The 16,377-nt window shown below is 40.9% G+C and carries 11 protein-coding genes and 1 CRISPR repeat array; of the genes, 4 read left to right on the forward strand and 7 right to left on the reverse strand.

All coding sequences use genetic code 11. The features are described from left to right. Positions 1 to 65 precede the first annotated feature (65 nt). The 3 genes from HMPREF1705_RS01965 to HMPREF1705_RS01975 all read left to right on the forward strand — a co-directional run bounded on the left by HMPREF1705_RS01965 (position 66) and on the right by HMPREF1705_RS01975 (position 2,851). Positions 66 to 1,229 carry a putative DNA modification/repair radical SAM protein gene (locus tag HMPREF1705_RS01965; protein WP_242603590.1) on the forward strand — a complete coding sequence of 388 codons (1,164 nt, stop codon included), beginning with the start codon at positions 66 to 68 and terminating at the stop codon, positions 1,227 to 1,229. 33 nt (positions 1,230 to 1,262) lie between these two features. Beyond that, positions 1,263 to 1,808 carry a nucleoside-triphosphatase gene (locus HMPREF1705_RS01970; RefSeq protein WP_009200387.1) on the forward strand — a complete coding sequence of 182 codons (546 nt, stop codon included), beginning with the start codon at positions 1,263 to 1,265 and terminating at the stop codon, positions 1,806 to 1,808. Positions 1,809 to 1,972: 164 nt separating this feature from the next. Then, entirely contained in the window at positions 1,973 to 2,851 is an 879-nt protein-coding gene (locus tag HMPREF1705_RS01975; protein WP_040347773.1) for an MBL fold metallo-hydrolase, read from the forward strand. Positions 2,852 to 3,019: 168 nt separating this feature from the next. On the opposite strand, the gene HMPREF1705_RS01980 is transcribed toward HMPREF1705_RS01975, so the two are convergent. Beyond that, entirely contained in the window at positions 3,020 to 4,213 is a 1,194-nt protein-coding gene (locus HMPREF1705_RS01980) for a DUF3798 domain-containing protein (RefSeq protein ID WP_009200385.1), read from the reverse strand. A gap of 42 nt (positions 4,214 to 4,255) precedes the next feature. Then, on the reverse strand, positions 4,256 to 5,356 hold the full coding sequence (locus tag HMPREF1705_RS01985) for a M24 family metallopeptidase (protein WP_009200384.1): 1,101 nt from the start codon (positions 5,354 to 5,356) through the stop codon (positions 4,256 to 4,258). 186 nt (positions 5,357 to 5,542) lie between these two features. Here HMPREF1705_RS01985 and phnD point away from each other — a divergent pair, with 186 nt between their 5' ends. Beyond that, a complete protein-coding gene (phnD, locus tag HMPREF1705_RS01990; RefSeq protein WP_040348354.1) occupies positions 5,543 to 7,468 on the forward strand; it encodes a phosphate/phosphite/phosphonate ABC transporter substrate-binding protein in 1,926 nt (641 codons plus the stop codon). A gap of 34 nt (positions 7,469 to 7,502) precedes the next feature. On the opposite strand, the gene HMPREF1705_RS01995 is transcribed toward phnD, so the two are convergent. From HMPREF1705_RS01995 to cas1b, 5 genes are all read right to left on the reverse strand, one after another. Beyond that, a complete protein-coding gene (locus HMPREF1705_RS01995; RefSeq protein WP_057940630.1) occupies positions 7,503 to 8,291 on the reverse strand; it encodes an ABC transporter permease in 789 nt (262 codons plus the stop codon). Position 8,292: 1 nt separating this feature from the next. Further along, positions 8,293 to 8,934, reverse strand: coding sequence for an ABC transporter ATP-binding protein (locus HMPREF1705_RS02000; protein ID WP_057940631.1), 642 nt, complete (start codon positions 8,932 to 8,934; stop codon positions 8,293 to 8,295). Positions 8,935 to 8,960: 26 nt separating this feature from the next. Beyond that, a complete protein-coding gene (locus tag HMPREF1705_RS02005) occupies positions 8,961 to 9,254 on the reverse strand; it encodes a PadR family transcriptional regulator (protein WP_057940632.1) in 294 nt (97 codons plus the stop codon). Positions 9,255 to 9,652: 398 nt separating this feature from the next. Then, positions 9,653 to 14,931: direct repeats of the CRISPR family, unit length 30 nt; unit sequence GTTTCAATCCCTCATAGGTAAGCTACAAAC. 176 nt (positions 14,932 to 15,107) lie between these two features. Beyond that, the gene (gene cas2 / locus HMPREF1705_RS02010; protein WP_040347772.1) at positions 15,108 to 15,371 is read right to left on the reverse strand and encodes a CRISPR-associated endonuclease Cas2; all 264 of its coding nucleotides are present in this window, start codon (positions 15,369 to 15,371) and stop codon (positions 15,108 to 15,110) included. A gap of 2 nt (positions 15,372 to 15,373) precedes the next feature. Beyond that, the gene (cas1b, locus tag HMPREF1705_RS02015) at positions 15,374 to 16,372 is read right to left on the reverse strand and encodes a type I-B CRISPR-associated endonuclease Cas1b (protein WP_057940633.1); all 999 of its coding nucleotides are present in this window, start codon (positions 16,370 to 16,372) and stop codon (positions 15,374 to 15,376) included. Between the last annotated feature and the right edge of the window lie 5 nt (positions 16,373 to 16,377).

A 16,377-nucleotide genomic window follows, 5' to 3' on the forward strand; every position in this document is an offset into this window, starting at 1 on the left:
CATGGTTATGGGGCTATGATTGTTAGGTGTAAAACCCTTAAGGAGCCAAGTTAAACATGGGTATTATGAAGAAATTATCAATCCTTGCTCAAGCAGCCAAATACGACAGGGTCTGTGGCAAAGATAGGAAAGGAGCAATAAAAGCAGGGACGAGCAACGACATCAATAATTTCATCTTTTATAGCCCCTGCAACGGTGGAGGCTATGTTCCGCTTTTAAAGGTCCTTTTCACTAATATTTGCATTAATGACTGCAAGTACTGCTACAACAGACGCTCAAATGATATCGAAAGAGCGATCTTCAAGCCCGCGGAATTGGCCAAATTAACCTATGAACTATATAGGAAGGGCCAAATAAAAGGCCTTTTTTTGAGTTCAGGAATCTACAAAAATCCCGATTACACAATGGAACTCATGATCAGTACGGCAAAAATCTTGAGGCGTATATTTGGCTTTGACGGCTATATACACTTAAAGATCATACCAGGAACTTCACCAGACCTTATTAAAGTGGCAATGTCATTGGCTACACGGGTTAGTTGCAATATTGAACTTCCGACAGAAGAAAGTTTAAAGCTCTTAGCCCCTGACAAAACTTCAAGTGATATTATCAGAGCACTTAAATCGGTTAGGTATAACTCTTTAGAACATGATATTAATATATCCACAACAACCCAGCTGATCATCGGGGCAACCCCGGAATCCGATGCAACAATCATAAAATTGGCCAATGCATTATATTCTGACAATTTGGCAAAGAGAGTATATTATTCGGCATACATTCCGGTAAATCCTGGGGTTTTACCCGACGTAACCAATCCTCCTCTATTGAGAGAACACAGGCTATATCAGGCCGACTGGCTAATTAGATTTTACGGTTTCAAAGTAGAAGATATTTTTCAGGGAACGGAAAACCTCTCGAACGAAATGGATCCAAAAATGTTATGGGCTTTGAGAAACATGCATTTATTCCCGGTAGATATAAAAAGGGCTCCATATGAAAGCCTCATACTTGTTCCCGGCATAGGCCCAAAAACTGCAAAAAAGATCATAAAAGCCAGGCGCGAAGGTTACCTTGATGAACAGGGATTAAAGGTACTTGGCACGTCCCTTAAACGAGCCAGAAACTTCATAACGATCGGCGGAAAACCGCTCCCGAAGGAGACTCTTTTACAAAAACGTCATAAAAAGGCTCCATCTCCTTCTTCAAAACAGCTTGCCTTGTTTTAGGCAAAATATTAAGGAGGAAAAAGAATAACCACAATGCCCGCGAAGAACATACTCATCACCGGTCGCCCCGGGGTGGGAAAAACCACTCTGATATTTAGGCTTATCAAGCAAATCAATTTGCCCTGCGTGGGCTTTTACACGGCAGAAATAAGGGAAAGCGGAAGGCGAACTGGTTTTGAAGCAATAGCCCTGCACGGTCCGAAACTTATTATGTCCCACGTTGACATTAAAAGCCCCTATAGAGTAAGCAAATACAGCGTAGACGTAGCGAACTTCGAACAATTCTTAAAAGAAATCCCTTTCTTCGACCCCAAATATGCTTTTATCGTAATAGACGAGATAGGAAAGATGGAATGTTTCTCGCCCCTCTTTAAGAAATTGATCTTAAACCTCCTGGATCGCAATACACCTTTGATTGCCACGATCGCCTTAAGGGGAGACGCCTTCATCGAATCCATAAAGACAAGGCATGACGTTCGAGTTTACACCGTTACGTATGACAATAGAGATAAACTTGCCATGGAATTATATCCAGTTCTCAAAGAACTTGCGAAAGGCCGCAATAAAGAGGCAAATTAACTTCTTTGACATCTTCCAAACTTTTACGGAAAGGCTGTGCTTTGAGACTACGTAAAGCATTTAATTCTATCTTAATTTATTTTGACCATTCCGCTTTATTTGAGACTAAAATAGATATCACGATAACACAAAAGAAGATAACGAAACAAGCGGGGGTGAATTATATGAAGGGCGTGAACTTGCTCAAGATAACCGTTTTGATGGATGATGCCGTTCCGGGAAATACCGACCTCGTTGCCCAACATGGCGCTTCGTTCTTCTTGGAGATAAAGGCTGAGAAAGAAAAAACGTGCGTGCTCGTGGACGTAGGCCAGTCTTCAAAAGCGCTTTTTCATAACATGAGCAGGTTAAACATTGACCCCGAAAGCATCGACATTTTGGTTTTAACACATTGCCACTACGATCACACCGGGGCAGTCGTCGATCTGCTTCGAGCTTCGAAGAAAAAAGACCTGCCCATCATCGCGCACCCTACCCTCTTTCGGCCTCACTTCGCTTGTAAACCCGTCATCAGCTACATTGGAGTCCCGCAAGGAAATGGGCCTCTGGAAATCGAAGCAGCGGGAGGAAGGCTGCTGCTATCGAAAGATCCTGTCCAGGTGCGCGAGGGTGTTATCGTTTTAGGCGAAATCCCCAGAAAAACGGATTTCGAAGAACCCAGCATTAAAGCGATTACCATAGAAGAAGGCCATGTAAAGAAAGATATGCTTTTCGATGACACCGCTCTTGCTGTAAACGTGGAAGGACATGGTATCGTCATCGTGACGGGCTGTTCCCATTCCGGCATAGTAAACATCACCCTCCATGCCAAGGACATATTCTCAGGCATCCCGATTGAAGGCATATTAGGAGGTTTTCACTTAAAGGACGCAGATCCTGAACACATCGAAAAAACCGTATCGCAGCTAGCTTCCTTAAAACCCCGCTGGATAGCGGCAGGACATTGCACGGGGTTTGATGCAATGGTGGCTTTCAAAAACTATTTCGGCGACGATTTCACCCCCCTTCACGCAGGCAAAACAGTCACCATCCCAAAATCGTAAAATATGCCAAGTTACTCGCGGCAAAAGCCTTTTTGGAACTTATGACATGTCAGCTATGCCCAGCAACGCAACCCTTTGAGTATTTTTGTAATCTAATAAAAAGAGGGGAAATGTTCCCCTCTTTTTATTATTACACTTATTGGATTAATTTATCTATTAGATAATTTTCTATTTTATTGAAAGATATTTTTGCGGGACCTCAAGTTCGGTCATGCCAAGATATCCTTTTCCAAAGACATACGTGTCCTGATAAACCATGATGTAATTGGATTTCTCAACTCCCGTACTCATATCAACATAAGGGCTCCCATTCACCTTGATGCCTGGTGTAATGCCTTTACAGGCATCAATGAAATCATCTATGGTTAATTCTGCCTTTCCTTCTACCACCCTTTTAGCAAGCTCGCCTAAACCAGCTGTAACCACATAGGGGTGGGAGTAAACCCATGTGCCTAGCCGTCCGCTGGCTCCTTTTTCTATTATCACTGCTTCAATCTTTTTAACTATTGCCGGGAAATCTCCTTTCTCCGCCGTCAAATCCAGGCCTAGTGCACCGGGATACCCCATAAGCGGAGACGCGTAATCGGGCTCAACGAAATAACCGCCATAATTTACAATCTGCCTTATTAACGGCTCGGTCTGGGCATCGTTAGTGCAGAAGAAAGCTGTTTCCTTCCCGTATTTTTCCAGCCATGCAGGAACTTTCTCAAGTATAAACTGTTGCGCACCGGCTACTCCAACATCGCTAACAGGGTCCGGAGCTGTCTCGAAATGAAAATTAACTCCAATATCCTTGCACACGACCTCCATTATGTTTCGTCTTCTCGACAGAAGTTCATAGCTCATGTGCCTGGGGAAGGAAATATGGACAAAATTTTTGGCACCCATTTTTTGTGCTGCCACGGGAAGTAGATAGCCCCTATATATGTCATTTGGGTTTACGGTCAAATCGGCTACCGACGATATAACGCCCGGGTCTTCCTGGGAATTGCCAGCTAAACATATGATATCCGGCCTTCTTTCTTTAACTCTCCTAAAGGCCTCTGTGGTTCCGGGCACAGCAGTACTGGCAATAATTGCTTTCATCATTGGATCGTCCGCCATTCCAACGATTTGGCTTATAGTAGTTTCCATCTCCTGCATGAAGTTGTCCGGGTATGTGACATGCTTAATCATGCCTCCCTGGGCTTCATTGCCATATATCTCCATCATCTTTTCGGCACCGCGAAGCTCATCTTCTTGTTGAGAAACTGTCCCAGTCATAATTCCAATATGAAAGGGTGCTTCTGCAAAAGCGAAACCACTACTCATCAAAAAAACAACAGTAGCTAGCATTACCATAAAACGCACTGCCGACTTCATAAATATCTCTCCCCATTATTTATTTGCGCGTTTATTATAATACTACACTACAAATAACTCCATGGGGATTTCGGCAGTTAATCTTTCTGCTCCACTTTTAGTGATCAAATAATCGTCCTCTACCCTCATGCCTCCATAACCTTCCACATATACCCCCGGCTCGATGGTCACAACGTCTCCCTCTTCAAGTACATCCGTTGAATTGGATGCCAATCTCGGCATTTCGTGAACTTCAAGACCGATTCCGTGCCCCAGACTATGAATGAAAAAGTTAGCCATATCACCGTCGGCCAGGACATTTCTCGCAACCATGTCCACTTCCCTGCCCGTAACACCTGCTTTTAATCTCGATGCAGCTTCGACATGGGCCTTGCATAGTAAATCATGCATCTCAACCGCTTTGCTGGGGGGTGTTCCAAAAATAATATTTCTCGTGATATCCGAGACATAACCGGCAAACCTGGCACCAAAATCCAATGTCGCCCATTCTCCAGATTGCCAGACTCTTGAGGTAGGCCTGCCATGCGGCAATGCCGACCTAATTCCGGAAGCCACGATAAAATCGACATTACCCCATCCGCCCTCCGCTCCAAGCATTTTCATTTCATACTCTAGCCTAGCAGCAACTTCGGTCTCTTTAATACCCGGCTTTAAATTGTCCAGCAACTTTAAAAAAGCCCTGCCGGCAAGTTGGGCTGCAATTTTAATAAGCTCAATTTCTTCTTTGCATTTCTTACGCCTACATGAAGCAAAAACATCGCATATATCGACCATCTCGAAGGCTGGTTTTTCAAATTTTAGATACAAACTAGTCGGAAGAGTTTTTGCGTTAAAACCGACTACTTCTGCCCCTAAATCTGCAAGCAGGGATTTCACAACTGAGACTAAATCCTGATCTTTTCTGTCCACAACTTTAAAGGGGGTTTGCTCCTTAGCCTGCAGAATATATCTCCCGTCGGTGATCAATACACATTCATTGCGGCTTTCCACCAGGGCTCCGCTGGTTCCGCGAAACCCGGAAAAATAGTAAAGATCTTCCCAACCCAACCCTTCAATATTAAATAAGACTGAAGCATCGATACCTTTACTAAACAGCTTTCTCCACAAAACATTACTACGTTCCAGTAAAATCTTGCGATTCATCGATTAATGACCTCTTTTCTAAGAATTTTGCAATTAATGTCACAAAATGCCTTTCAAAGGATAACAAGGGGTTGGATTATAGGCAAGAAAAACTTTATACTAGTTACAGAGAATAGAGAGCAGCCTCAAGTGCCTGTTGATAATCAGCAGGCTACAAAATTTTTTATTGTTGAGGTGAAATGGCTCATGACATTCGGAAAATTATGGTTAGAAAGCGTCATAGGCGTCGCTGTTTTGGAATTAGTGTTGCTTTTCCTGCCCTTTTCCAAAGTCATAGCAACCATAACCACAATAGCCGGCACCGCCGTTATTTTGTTCCTATTATTTAAATTTCATAGCAAAAAGGATACCCCTTTAAGCACAGACAAACCAATGTTGCCGGCAACAACACGACAATCCTCTCGGGCAACAGATCAACAAAAATCGAGTTTAGATGAAAAAGTTCACGATAATCTCTTTTCCGTAACAGAAACTATGGGATTTGATACACAGCAAGTTTCCTGGCTGTCGAAGGACACGATCAAAACCTTTGAACAGATCTCGAAGATCTTTGCCGAAATAGAGGAAGGCAGCCATCAAAATGCTGCTAGCACTCAGGAAATAACTGCCAGTATCAATGAGCTCTCAAATATATCTGCGAAGATGCGAAACGATATTTTAGGCATAGAAAATAACGCATCGGAAGCCACAAACATGTTACAACACAACAAAGATTCCTTGGAAAGTTTATCCCCTCTTTTAAACGAACTCATAACCTCTATTAAAAGCGCCTCCGATGATAACTTGAAGCTAGAGGAATCTTCAAAGAAGATCTACAAGATAGTAGAATATATTAATTCAATAGCTAAACAGACAAACCTCTTGGCACTCAATGCCTCTATAGAAGCGGCCAGAGCAGGCTCGGCTGGTAAGGGATTTTCTGTAGTATCATTAGAAATCAAAAAACTTGCCGACGAAACCAAAGAGTCCATCTCAGAAATTACTCCCATCATTAGTGAAATAAGCAACCGCGTATCAGCGTCAAATAAAGCTATGGAATACTGTATAAACAAGCTTAAAGACGTAGAAACGGCTTCAGCCTCTTCAATTGAAATCATCTCCAAAATAGAACATTCCGTCAACATGATTAAAAAAGCTTTAACCGACCTCACAGATATGTCATCTACGCAAATGAATGTGGTTTCGGAAATAGAAACAGCTTCCAATGCCATAGCAAAATCCGTGGAGGAAACATATAACACCGTAGTCAAGCTATCTAAGGATATCGAGATTCAAAAAGAAAAAAACGTGCAGCTGGCGCAGTTTAGCGACAAATTATCAGATACCGCTTTAAACCTTCAAACCATCATGACAAAACTCAAAACCAATAAAGAAATAATATTTGGCGTAAATCCCTTTACCTCTCCAGATAACATAAGGCAAATGTACGTTCCAATTCTCGAAAGGCTGTGCAACAATCTTGGGTACAAAGTCAGAACAATTATTGTCAAAGATTACGATGCTTTGATAGAGGCTATGGCAAAAAACATTATTGACATCGGATGGTTTTCGCCCTTTGCATATGTAACGGCACGGAAGAAAATTGGAATTAAACCTATAGCTACTCCAATGGTAAACGGAAAAGCTTCATATAAAGGCTACATAATTGCAAAAGCCTCCGGCGACATAAAATCATTGGAAGATTTGAAAGGCAAACACTTCGGTTACGTAGATCCAAAAAGTGCATCCGGCTATCTTTATGCAAGACACATATTAAAATCCCATGGCCTCGACCCCGATAAACTTTTTGGCAAAGTTTCTTTTATGGGAACACATGACACTGTCATTAAAGCCGTATTAAACGGTGAAATTGATGCCGGTGCGACCTTTAATGAAGCTATAGATTTAGCAAAGTCAAGAGGACTAAACATAAACGCACTGAGAATAATAGCAGAAACTGAGGATATTCCAAAGGATGCTTTAGCTTGCAATCCAAACATGTCGGAGGAAATGATATCCTTATTACAAAAAGCCTTCATCGAATTTAAAGATTTCCAGGGCCTAAAAACCAACGTCAATGGATTTATAGCAAGCGACGATAAAAGATACGACGTGATAAGAGCTATTATGTAATAGCTACAGGACATTATCTTGCATTTTAATTATATTAACCATATAACACCAGTTGGGCTCTGTCGTTGAAAAAGGTCTTACTGCCCCAAACGACTAATATAAACACGGTAAAAGCAACGCTTGCCAGTATGGCAAACATGATTGCCATTTGATATTTAATCGCAGTAACGGCGGGAACACCCGATAGGATTTGCCCCGACATCATTCCCGGCAAAAAGACGATGCCCATTCCAACCATAGAATTGATCGTGGGCAGTATGGCCGCCGTGAAGGATTCGTTAACAATTTCTCTAGAGGCTCTTTCGGGAGTTGCTCCAAGCATGAGCGCTCCCTCTATTAGTTCCTTTTTATCATGAAACCCCCTAAGCAGGCGCTCTGCTCCCAAGGTGATGCCCGTCATCGAATTGCCAATCAGCATTCCAGACAGCGGTATTACATATCTGGGCGAATACCAGGGCTTTACAGATAGAAGGACAAAAAAGAAAAATATCATAGTAATTATAGTACCAAAAGCCATACTGCAAGCTATTATACTGCGAAAACGCGGCGTCATATCGATTTTGACCCTTTGATAGATGTTTTGTACAGCAAAAGCCTCCATGATAGCCACAGCTGCCAGAGTCATCCACATCCTCTGAGAACCCAATATATAATCCAAAATGTAGCCCACAAGCACTAATTGGATGGTCATCCTCATAACGGCAATTAAAAGCTCGGTTTCTTTTTTTATGTAGCGTTGTCTGAGCATAACAAGGACAACAAGAATCAAAGCATATCCTGCCAATAAATTAAAAAACCCTATATCGACTACTCCCATCATCATTTTATAAGCCCTCCTCTGCCACAACTCCGCCGCCTTGTATTGTAACTGCAACATCGGCAAAACGTTGGGCAATACTTTTAGAATGCACAACCATTATCAAAGTTCTTGTCTTCCCCTTTGCGAACTCCACAACGCTTTCGATGACCCTTTCCTCCGTCCCCTCATCAAGAGCGGATGTGGGTTCGTCCAGCAATATGACCTCTGGTTCTAAAAGCATTATTCTAGCCAATGCCAGGCGCTGTTTTTCTCCGCCAGAAAGAGTTGAAGCAATAGTCGAAAGAGGTTTATCCAGCTGTGCCAACCTCAGGATTTCGGATAAAACATCGTCTCTTACTTTGTCTTTTTCTGCAAATTCAAGCCCTATTAAAAGATTATCCTTCACGCTTCCGGAAAAAACAGTAGGATTTTGAGGAAGCATTACCACTTCCCTGCGAAGCTGGATTGGATCTATGTCTTCAATGTTACGACCTTTATAAAATATCGAACCTTCATCAGGAGAAATCAGATTATTAAGAAGACGCAACAGCGTTGTCTTTCCGCTTCCGCTTTCACCTATTATGCAAGTTATTTTAGCCTCGGGTATTTGTAATTTGTCGATTTTTAAAATGTCTTTATATTGGACTTGTTCCAATTGAAAAGCCATTTAAATTCTTCCTTTCGTTTTTAAAATTAAAGCACTTCTTCGACCAATTCACGAAGTTTACCTATTGCTTGATTCAACACATCTGATCCTTTCTCGGTTATCGTATAGTATTTTCTCACTTTGCCGTTCACCACTTTAGATTCGCATCTTAAATATCCATCCCTTGTCATCAAATGTAGCGTTGGATAAATCGTGCCAGGACTAAACCGATATCCGTGTCGTTCGAGCTCCTCGATTACCCATAACCCATAGATAGGTCCCTTGCTAGCGTGATGAAGAATGTGAATTTTTACAAACCCCAAAAAAAGGCTACGAAGCATAAATATCGGCCTCCAATATCGATAATTAATATTGAAATCATTTTACATAAATGCTCAGCTTGACGCAACATCTAAAATTAAAATGCATTCCTGCAAAAGGTATTCCCTATCATTTTTGACAACATTTTTAGGCACACAAAAGGCGCGCTTTTTAAAAAGCGCGCCTTTTCAACTTTATCCTTCTGGATTTCATTAGCATAAGTCACTAAGCATTTTTCCTGGTCACCTTTTCTTCTGTCGTTCACGAAACATCGCTACAACCATTAAGCTTATTATGTGCGCATTAAACTACCAAAGTGAAGCTAGCAATGAGACAATGCACAGCGAAATTTTTTTTCATCTTATAGGAAGGCTACTAATCCATCTACTGCTCTTTTAATATTAATGGGAATAAACTCACTTCAATCCCTCATAGGTAAGCTACAAACACATGGAGCATGCTACCTTAGAAGGTGGCAAGTTCGTTTCAATCCCTCATAGGTAAGCTACAAACGCCAGCTTGCAACCAGGGTCAAACCCCCATGTTAACGTTTCAATCCCTCATAGGTAAGCTACAAACTTCAACGAAGATAGAAGACATGCCGACTCGTTATAGTTTCAATCCCTCATAGGTAAGCTACAAACTTACCTCTGCCTCAATTTTTGTCGACACTCGACCGCCCTGGTTTCAATCCCTCATAGGTAAGCTACAAACTTAACATGAAAGTATTAGCAACATACGAAGTCCAAGTTTCAATCCCTCATAGGTAAGCTACAAACGTAACTTGCCCACAGGACACCAGACCACTGTAGCTACGTTTCAATCCCTCATAGGTAAGCTACAAACTTGAGACCACGGGGCTTCAAAACATAAAGCTAGACGAGTTTCAATCCCTCATAGGTAAGCTACAAACACGAACGAGGTGCAAAACCGTCTATCAAAGGCACATGTTTCAATCCCTCATAGGTAAGCTACAAACGCCAGCTTGCAACCAGGGTCAAACCCCCATGTTAACGTTTCAATCCCTCATAGGTAAGCTACAAACTTCAACGAAGATAGAAGACATGCCGACTCGTTATAGTTTCAATCCCTCATAGGTAAGCTACAAACAAGATGAAGATAATTGGGATAATTGTTGGGAGAATGATGTTTCAATCCCTCATAGGTAAGCTACAAACTCATCATTTAATTTAGATAAAAATCTTGATAAAACTTGTTTCAATCCCTCATAGGTAAGCTACAAACTTTGAGAAATATTCAATCTGATATAGTTTTATAATAAGTTTCAATCCCTCATAGGTAAGCTACAAACGGTGTGAGTACTACGACGAATATACTTTGAAAGATGTGTTTCAATCCCTCATAGGTAAGCTACAAACAACCACAAATAGCAGGCGGAAGGAAGCAAAAACTAAAAGTTTCAATCCCTCATAGGTAAGCTACAAACTTTGAAAAGCACGTATGATCTCGTTATGCCAATCCTCGTTTCAATCCCTCATAGGTAAGCTACAAACTGTCTAATAAGTATTTTGTATACTAAAAACGGAAGGGTTTCAATCCCTCATAGGTAAGCTACAAACTTAAACTACATGCGTCGATAATGTATTGCGGGTTTAGTTTCAATCCCTCATAGGTAAGCTACAAACCGTTGTCGTACCCTGTACCAGAAGAAGAAAATTAAAAGTTTCAATCCCTCATAGGTAAGCTACAAACCCTTGATATTAATGTTCTGCAGCAGCCTATCTTAAAGTTTCAATCCCTCATAGGTAAGCTACAAACTCGACTTCATCTTCAGCAATGTAATCGGGCAATATCGTTTCAATCCCTCATAGGTAAGCTACAAACATGGTACGACAGAATATATATATGTCGCTGGATATTAGTTTCAATCCCTCATAGGTAAGCTACAAACGAGTAAGTAAAAAACTTATTGAAGTGTTGAAATAGTTTCAATCCCTCATAGGTAAGCTACAAACTTTGAAATGGATAGAATTTTGACTAACCTTATAAAAGGGTTTCAATCCCTCATAGGTAAGCTACAAACTCGATTGTGTTTTCAGCAATGAGATAATAGATGTTAAGTTTCAATCCCTCATAGGTAAGCTACAAACCAGGGTTTCGGATGCTTCGTTAAGTTATCTCCAATGTTTCAATCCCTCATAGGTAAGCTACAAACACTTCACCTTTCAAACTAATCCTGCTGACAACAAGAGTTTCAATCCCTCATAGGTAAGCTACAAACTTAATTTTAACAGGTACACCTATCTCGCAAGGATATGGTTTCAATCCCTCATAGGTAAGCTACAAACAGGCGGAGAATGTAACTGCTATTATTGGAGACAATTTGTTTCAATCCCTCATAGGTAAGCTACAAACATGGGTTATTAAATCGCTTAGGCAGCAATATAAGCAAGGTTTCAATCCCTCATAGGTAAGCTACAAACCACCCCTTTACGCTGCAAAAAGCGTCTCAAGATATTGGTTTCAATCCCTCATAGGTAAGCTACAAACGAACGCTAATAGCTTGCGCTTCCTACAAGATGCGAAGGTTTCAATCCCTCATAGGTAAGCTACAAACGAATTACGTAAAAAATCACAAATAGAGTCAACCAGATCAAGTTTCAATCCCTCATAGGTAAGCTACAAACTTGGGCCAGACCCGAAACCATACACGATTGATACTACGTTTCAATCCCTCATAGGTAAGCTACAAACATGTACCAACATAAGTAACCCCATCCATTTGTATGCGGTTTCAATCCCTCATAGGTAAGCTACAAACTCCGCATCTGTCTTGCACATGACTCCTGCTAACTGAGGTTTCAATCCCTCATAGGTAAGCTACAAACGTATGCTCCTTGCTCTGGACCAAGCATGACTTCATGTTTCAATCCCTCATAGGTAAGCTACAAACTGGGATGTCGCAAGAGGACATTGAGAACGTTCTCAGTTTCAATCCCTCATAGGTAAGCTACAAACCTGTGAAGGCTTCTCCGCTTGTGTGCTTTACTGTCAGTTTCAATCCCTCATAGGTAAGCTACAAACGACGTGATGTTCTCACAGGAGCGATGGCAGAGCACGGTTTCAATCCCTCATAGGTAAGCTACAAACCTCGTTACTGGATTCTTAGGATGATTCTTGTTCCACGGTTTCAATCCCTCATAGGTAAGCTACAAACCTGCTACCCCATATTGTTTCCCTATTTCCTCAGCAGGTTTCAATCCCTCATAGGTAAGCTACAAACTACACAATGCCGTTCATTCCGTCTTCGACGGACTTTGTTTCAATCCCTCATAGGTAAGCTACAAACCGCTTTTTCGTTGCAATTCATGAGCGGCATGAGACGAGTTTCAATCCCTCATAGGTAAGCTACAAACGAGGTGCAGCAGGTAAGCATTGGAGCTTGCATTACGAGTTTCAATCCCTCATAGGTAAGCTACAAACAAAATAAAGAAAATGCTTGACTCTTCAAATAAAGAAGTTTCAATCCCTCATAGGTAAGCTACAAACGCCCAAGTGACCCATTACTTCATGCATATTTCTATTGTTTCAATCCCTCATAGGTAAGCTACAAACGTTAAAGAAACTTCATGATGAGTATGGGGTCGACGTGGTTTCAATCCCTCATAGGTAAGCTACAAACGATTTAGAACCCACTTCTTACCGTCCCATACATGGTGTTTCAATCCCTCATAGGTAAGCTACAAACTAAAAATCTATGATCCCACGTATACCCCCTCATTATGTTTCAATCCCTCATAGGTAAGCTACAAACTGAATTGAGGATCACTCCAACAGGAAAATCAGTTTGCGTTTCAATCCCTCATAGGTAAGCTACAAACAAGCTTACCATCAGACCTAACAACCCACAATACACTCCAGTTTCAATCCCTCATAGGTAAGCTACAAACCTAGCAAGTTGACTACAGTATCTATCTTGCCCTTAGTTTCAATCCCTCATAGGTAAGCTACAAACTCCATCCTTTAGTTTTTGCTGAATTTAGTGTGCTAGGTTTCAATCCCTCATAGGTAAGCTACAAACCGACATGGTATCGATAGAATACTGTATCTTAACCTCGTTTCAATCCCTCATAGGTAAGCTACAAACGATTTCTGGGGCTTCGGTTCTTTTTGTTCAGAAATTGTTTCAATCCCTCATAGGTAAGCTACAAACATCAAGAGCTTCTCCTGCTGTATCTCCACAACCTCAGTTTCAATCCCTCATAGGTAAGCTACAAACATCTTGCATCTCTCACAGAAGCAGCTATAGCATCTAGTTTCAATCCCTCATAGGTAAGCTACAAACTCTGATGCATCATTAAGTTACTTGCAGTCAGACGAGCGTTTCAATCCCTCATAGGTAAGCTACAAACTGGAATGAATGGTACAGGCTGAAGGCTTTGCATTTGTTTCAATCCCTCATAGGTAAGCTACAAACTTAAGCGTGCCATTTTCCTGGAGATGACCATGACAAGTTTCAATCCCTCATAGGTAAGCTACAAACCCAAGCGGAGAAAACCAGTATGTTTCAGCGTGTCAGTTTCAATCCCTCATAGGTAAGCTACAAACTAGAGAAGGCAGCCGCCGAGGAACGTAAGCGTCTCGGTTTCAATCCCTCATAGGTAAGCTACAAACGGAGGGAAGGGTAACATTTATACACAGGGCACTTACGTTTCAATCCCTCATAGGTAAGCTACAAACGAAAATTATGATATACCAATTCTCTTTGAAAAAAACAGTTTCAATCCCTCATAGGTAAGCTACAAACTCTTCCAGCTTTTTCTTTTCCTCGTCTACTTTCTTCGTTTCAATCCCTCATAGGTAAGCTACAAACATTGCATGACCTTGTTCTTCGCTGTGTTGAAGAAGAGTTTCAATCCCTCATAGGTAAGCTACAAACCTGTTTGATCCAATCTACAAGCGTTGTGTATCATGAGTTTCAATCCCTCATAGGTAAGCTACAAACAATTGCATGACCTTGTTCTTCGCTGTGTTGAAGAAGAGTTTCAATCCCTCATAGGTAAGCTACAAACATCTCTGCCATACATCCTCACCACTTTTCCAGCACGCGTTTCAATCCCTCATAGGTAAGCTACAAACAAGAGTTAGCTAAGAAACTGCCGAAACTTTATAGTAGTTTCAATCCCTCATAGGTAAGCTACAAACTTGTAGCAAACTTTCATGCAAAACTTGGACGTCAACCGTTTCAATCCCTCATAGGTAAGCTACAAACTGATGTCTAATATAAGCGTAGATGAACTCAAAAAAAGTTTCAATCCCTCATAGGTAAGCTACAAACCTGTTCTCAATTCAATGGGAGCAGCTAGCTTTATCGCGTTTCAATCCCTCATAGGTAAGCTACAAACTCATGGTACGTGGTAAAAGTAGGACACGAGAATACAGTTTCAATCCCTCATAGGTAAGCTACAAACAAATTGGTATGGTCACAAAAGGCGAAGCAACTTTTCGTTTCAATCCCTCATAGGTAAGCTACAAACTCGCATATCAGAAGAACTAGCACGTGAATTCAAGTCAGTTTCAATCCCTCATAGGTAAGCTACAAACCTATTGCTATTAACGATAGATGAATAAAGCTCCACTGTTTCAATCCCTCATAGGTAAGCTACAAACCAAAGCCGAAGGCATCTAAGTTGAAGACCACTTCCGGTTTCAATCCCTCATAGGTAAGCTACAAACCAATTTCATATTCTATGGTTGTCATGATTATAGGATGTTAGCAATGGGGAGTCAAATCGCTTTTTCGTAATAAAGGAATGTGATCATCACTAAGAAGAACATCAATTTTAGGCTGTGTCGATCCCTTGGTGTTTTTGCACTATCGGAGGTCGACAAAATTTATATCATCATAATATTTATATCATTATCGTCTGGCCACCTTTTTCTAAGCCCAAAATTTGTTTGTCGAGATATTCTTGTCTCCGTAAGACGTAAAAAACAACTGAATCTTCCTCCTCGTTAATTATTTTATGTAAGTCAGCTTTGAGTCTTGCAAACTGCGCGTTAGTGAGCTCGCCCTCAAGCAAAGAATTTTGAACCCAGTTAAGATACCGTCTCCCAACGTGAAGTACCTTAGTTACACGTTCTACGTTGACATCATAAGCCATAATTACAAACATTTTTACCACCTTGAAGCATAGGGCTCATAGGGATGGTCTTCTAAAAGATGTTTTTCAATTTTATATAAATCGAGCCTGATCAATCTGCGATAAGATACCTTTCGTCTTAACGTTGGATGATCTATGGTCGTCCTTAACCTCTTCTCCCATTCCTCTATAAACTTTTGTCGTCCAGTTTCAGATAGATAAACTCCCTCAACACCGGAGGAAAAGTCCTTTGCCTTCAATTGATTTTTATTTATTAAAGAAAATATTAACCTATCAACAAAAATGGGTTTAAAAATTTCTGCAACGTCCAAATTTAAGCTAAAACGCCTGAAGTTGGTAGTATGCAAAAATCCTATCCTTGGATCGAGGTGAGTTCTGTAAATCTCACTTAAAACCGTGACGTAAAGCAAGGAGTTTCCAAAGCTAATTAATGCGTTCAGACGATTCTGCGGCGGCCTCCGCGTTCTTTTTGCGAAAGCAAAATCCTCATTATCGACAATGATATCAAAGGCACTGTAATAAATCTCACGGGCATTACCTTCGACTGCCATTAATGCTTCAGGGGAATTTTGCATTTCCACCGCAAGGTTAATTTGATTTAATTCTTCCAACGTATTCGAAAGGTCATCGATTCCTCTTCTTGCATAATATTCTAAAACTTTTTTCATATTGTTAATTGCACCAGAGACGAATCGCCTCGCAAGGTCCATTCTTTTGTGTGAATCCAAATAATGTTCTGATTGTTTTAAAATTAAGTAACCAGAATTATAGTATTCTCGAGGATAAAACGAACCTATATAATAACCATAATGGTTAAAGAAATGCATCGTGATTTCGTTTTGCGTCAAAAACTCAAGAAATCGTTTATTAAAGTCCAGTTCGCCAAATATCTGTATATTAGCTATCGTTTCTACCGGCATGTAGCGTTTTTTGCCGTCGCCGTCCTTGAAAACTATCGTGTTTTGTTGTCTTTCTAGTGTTCCGCTTGAAAGTATATACATCGTCTGTTTCATATTTT

Source organism: Acetomicrobium hydrogeniformans ATCC BAA-1850 (assembly GCF_000160455.2).
In the GTDB taxonomy this organism is placed as follows: Bacteria; Synergistota; Synergistia; order Synergistales; family Acetomicrobiaceae; genus Acetomicrobium; species Acetomicrobium thermoterrenum.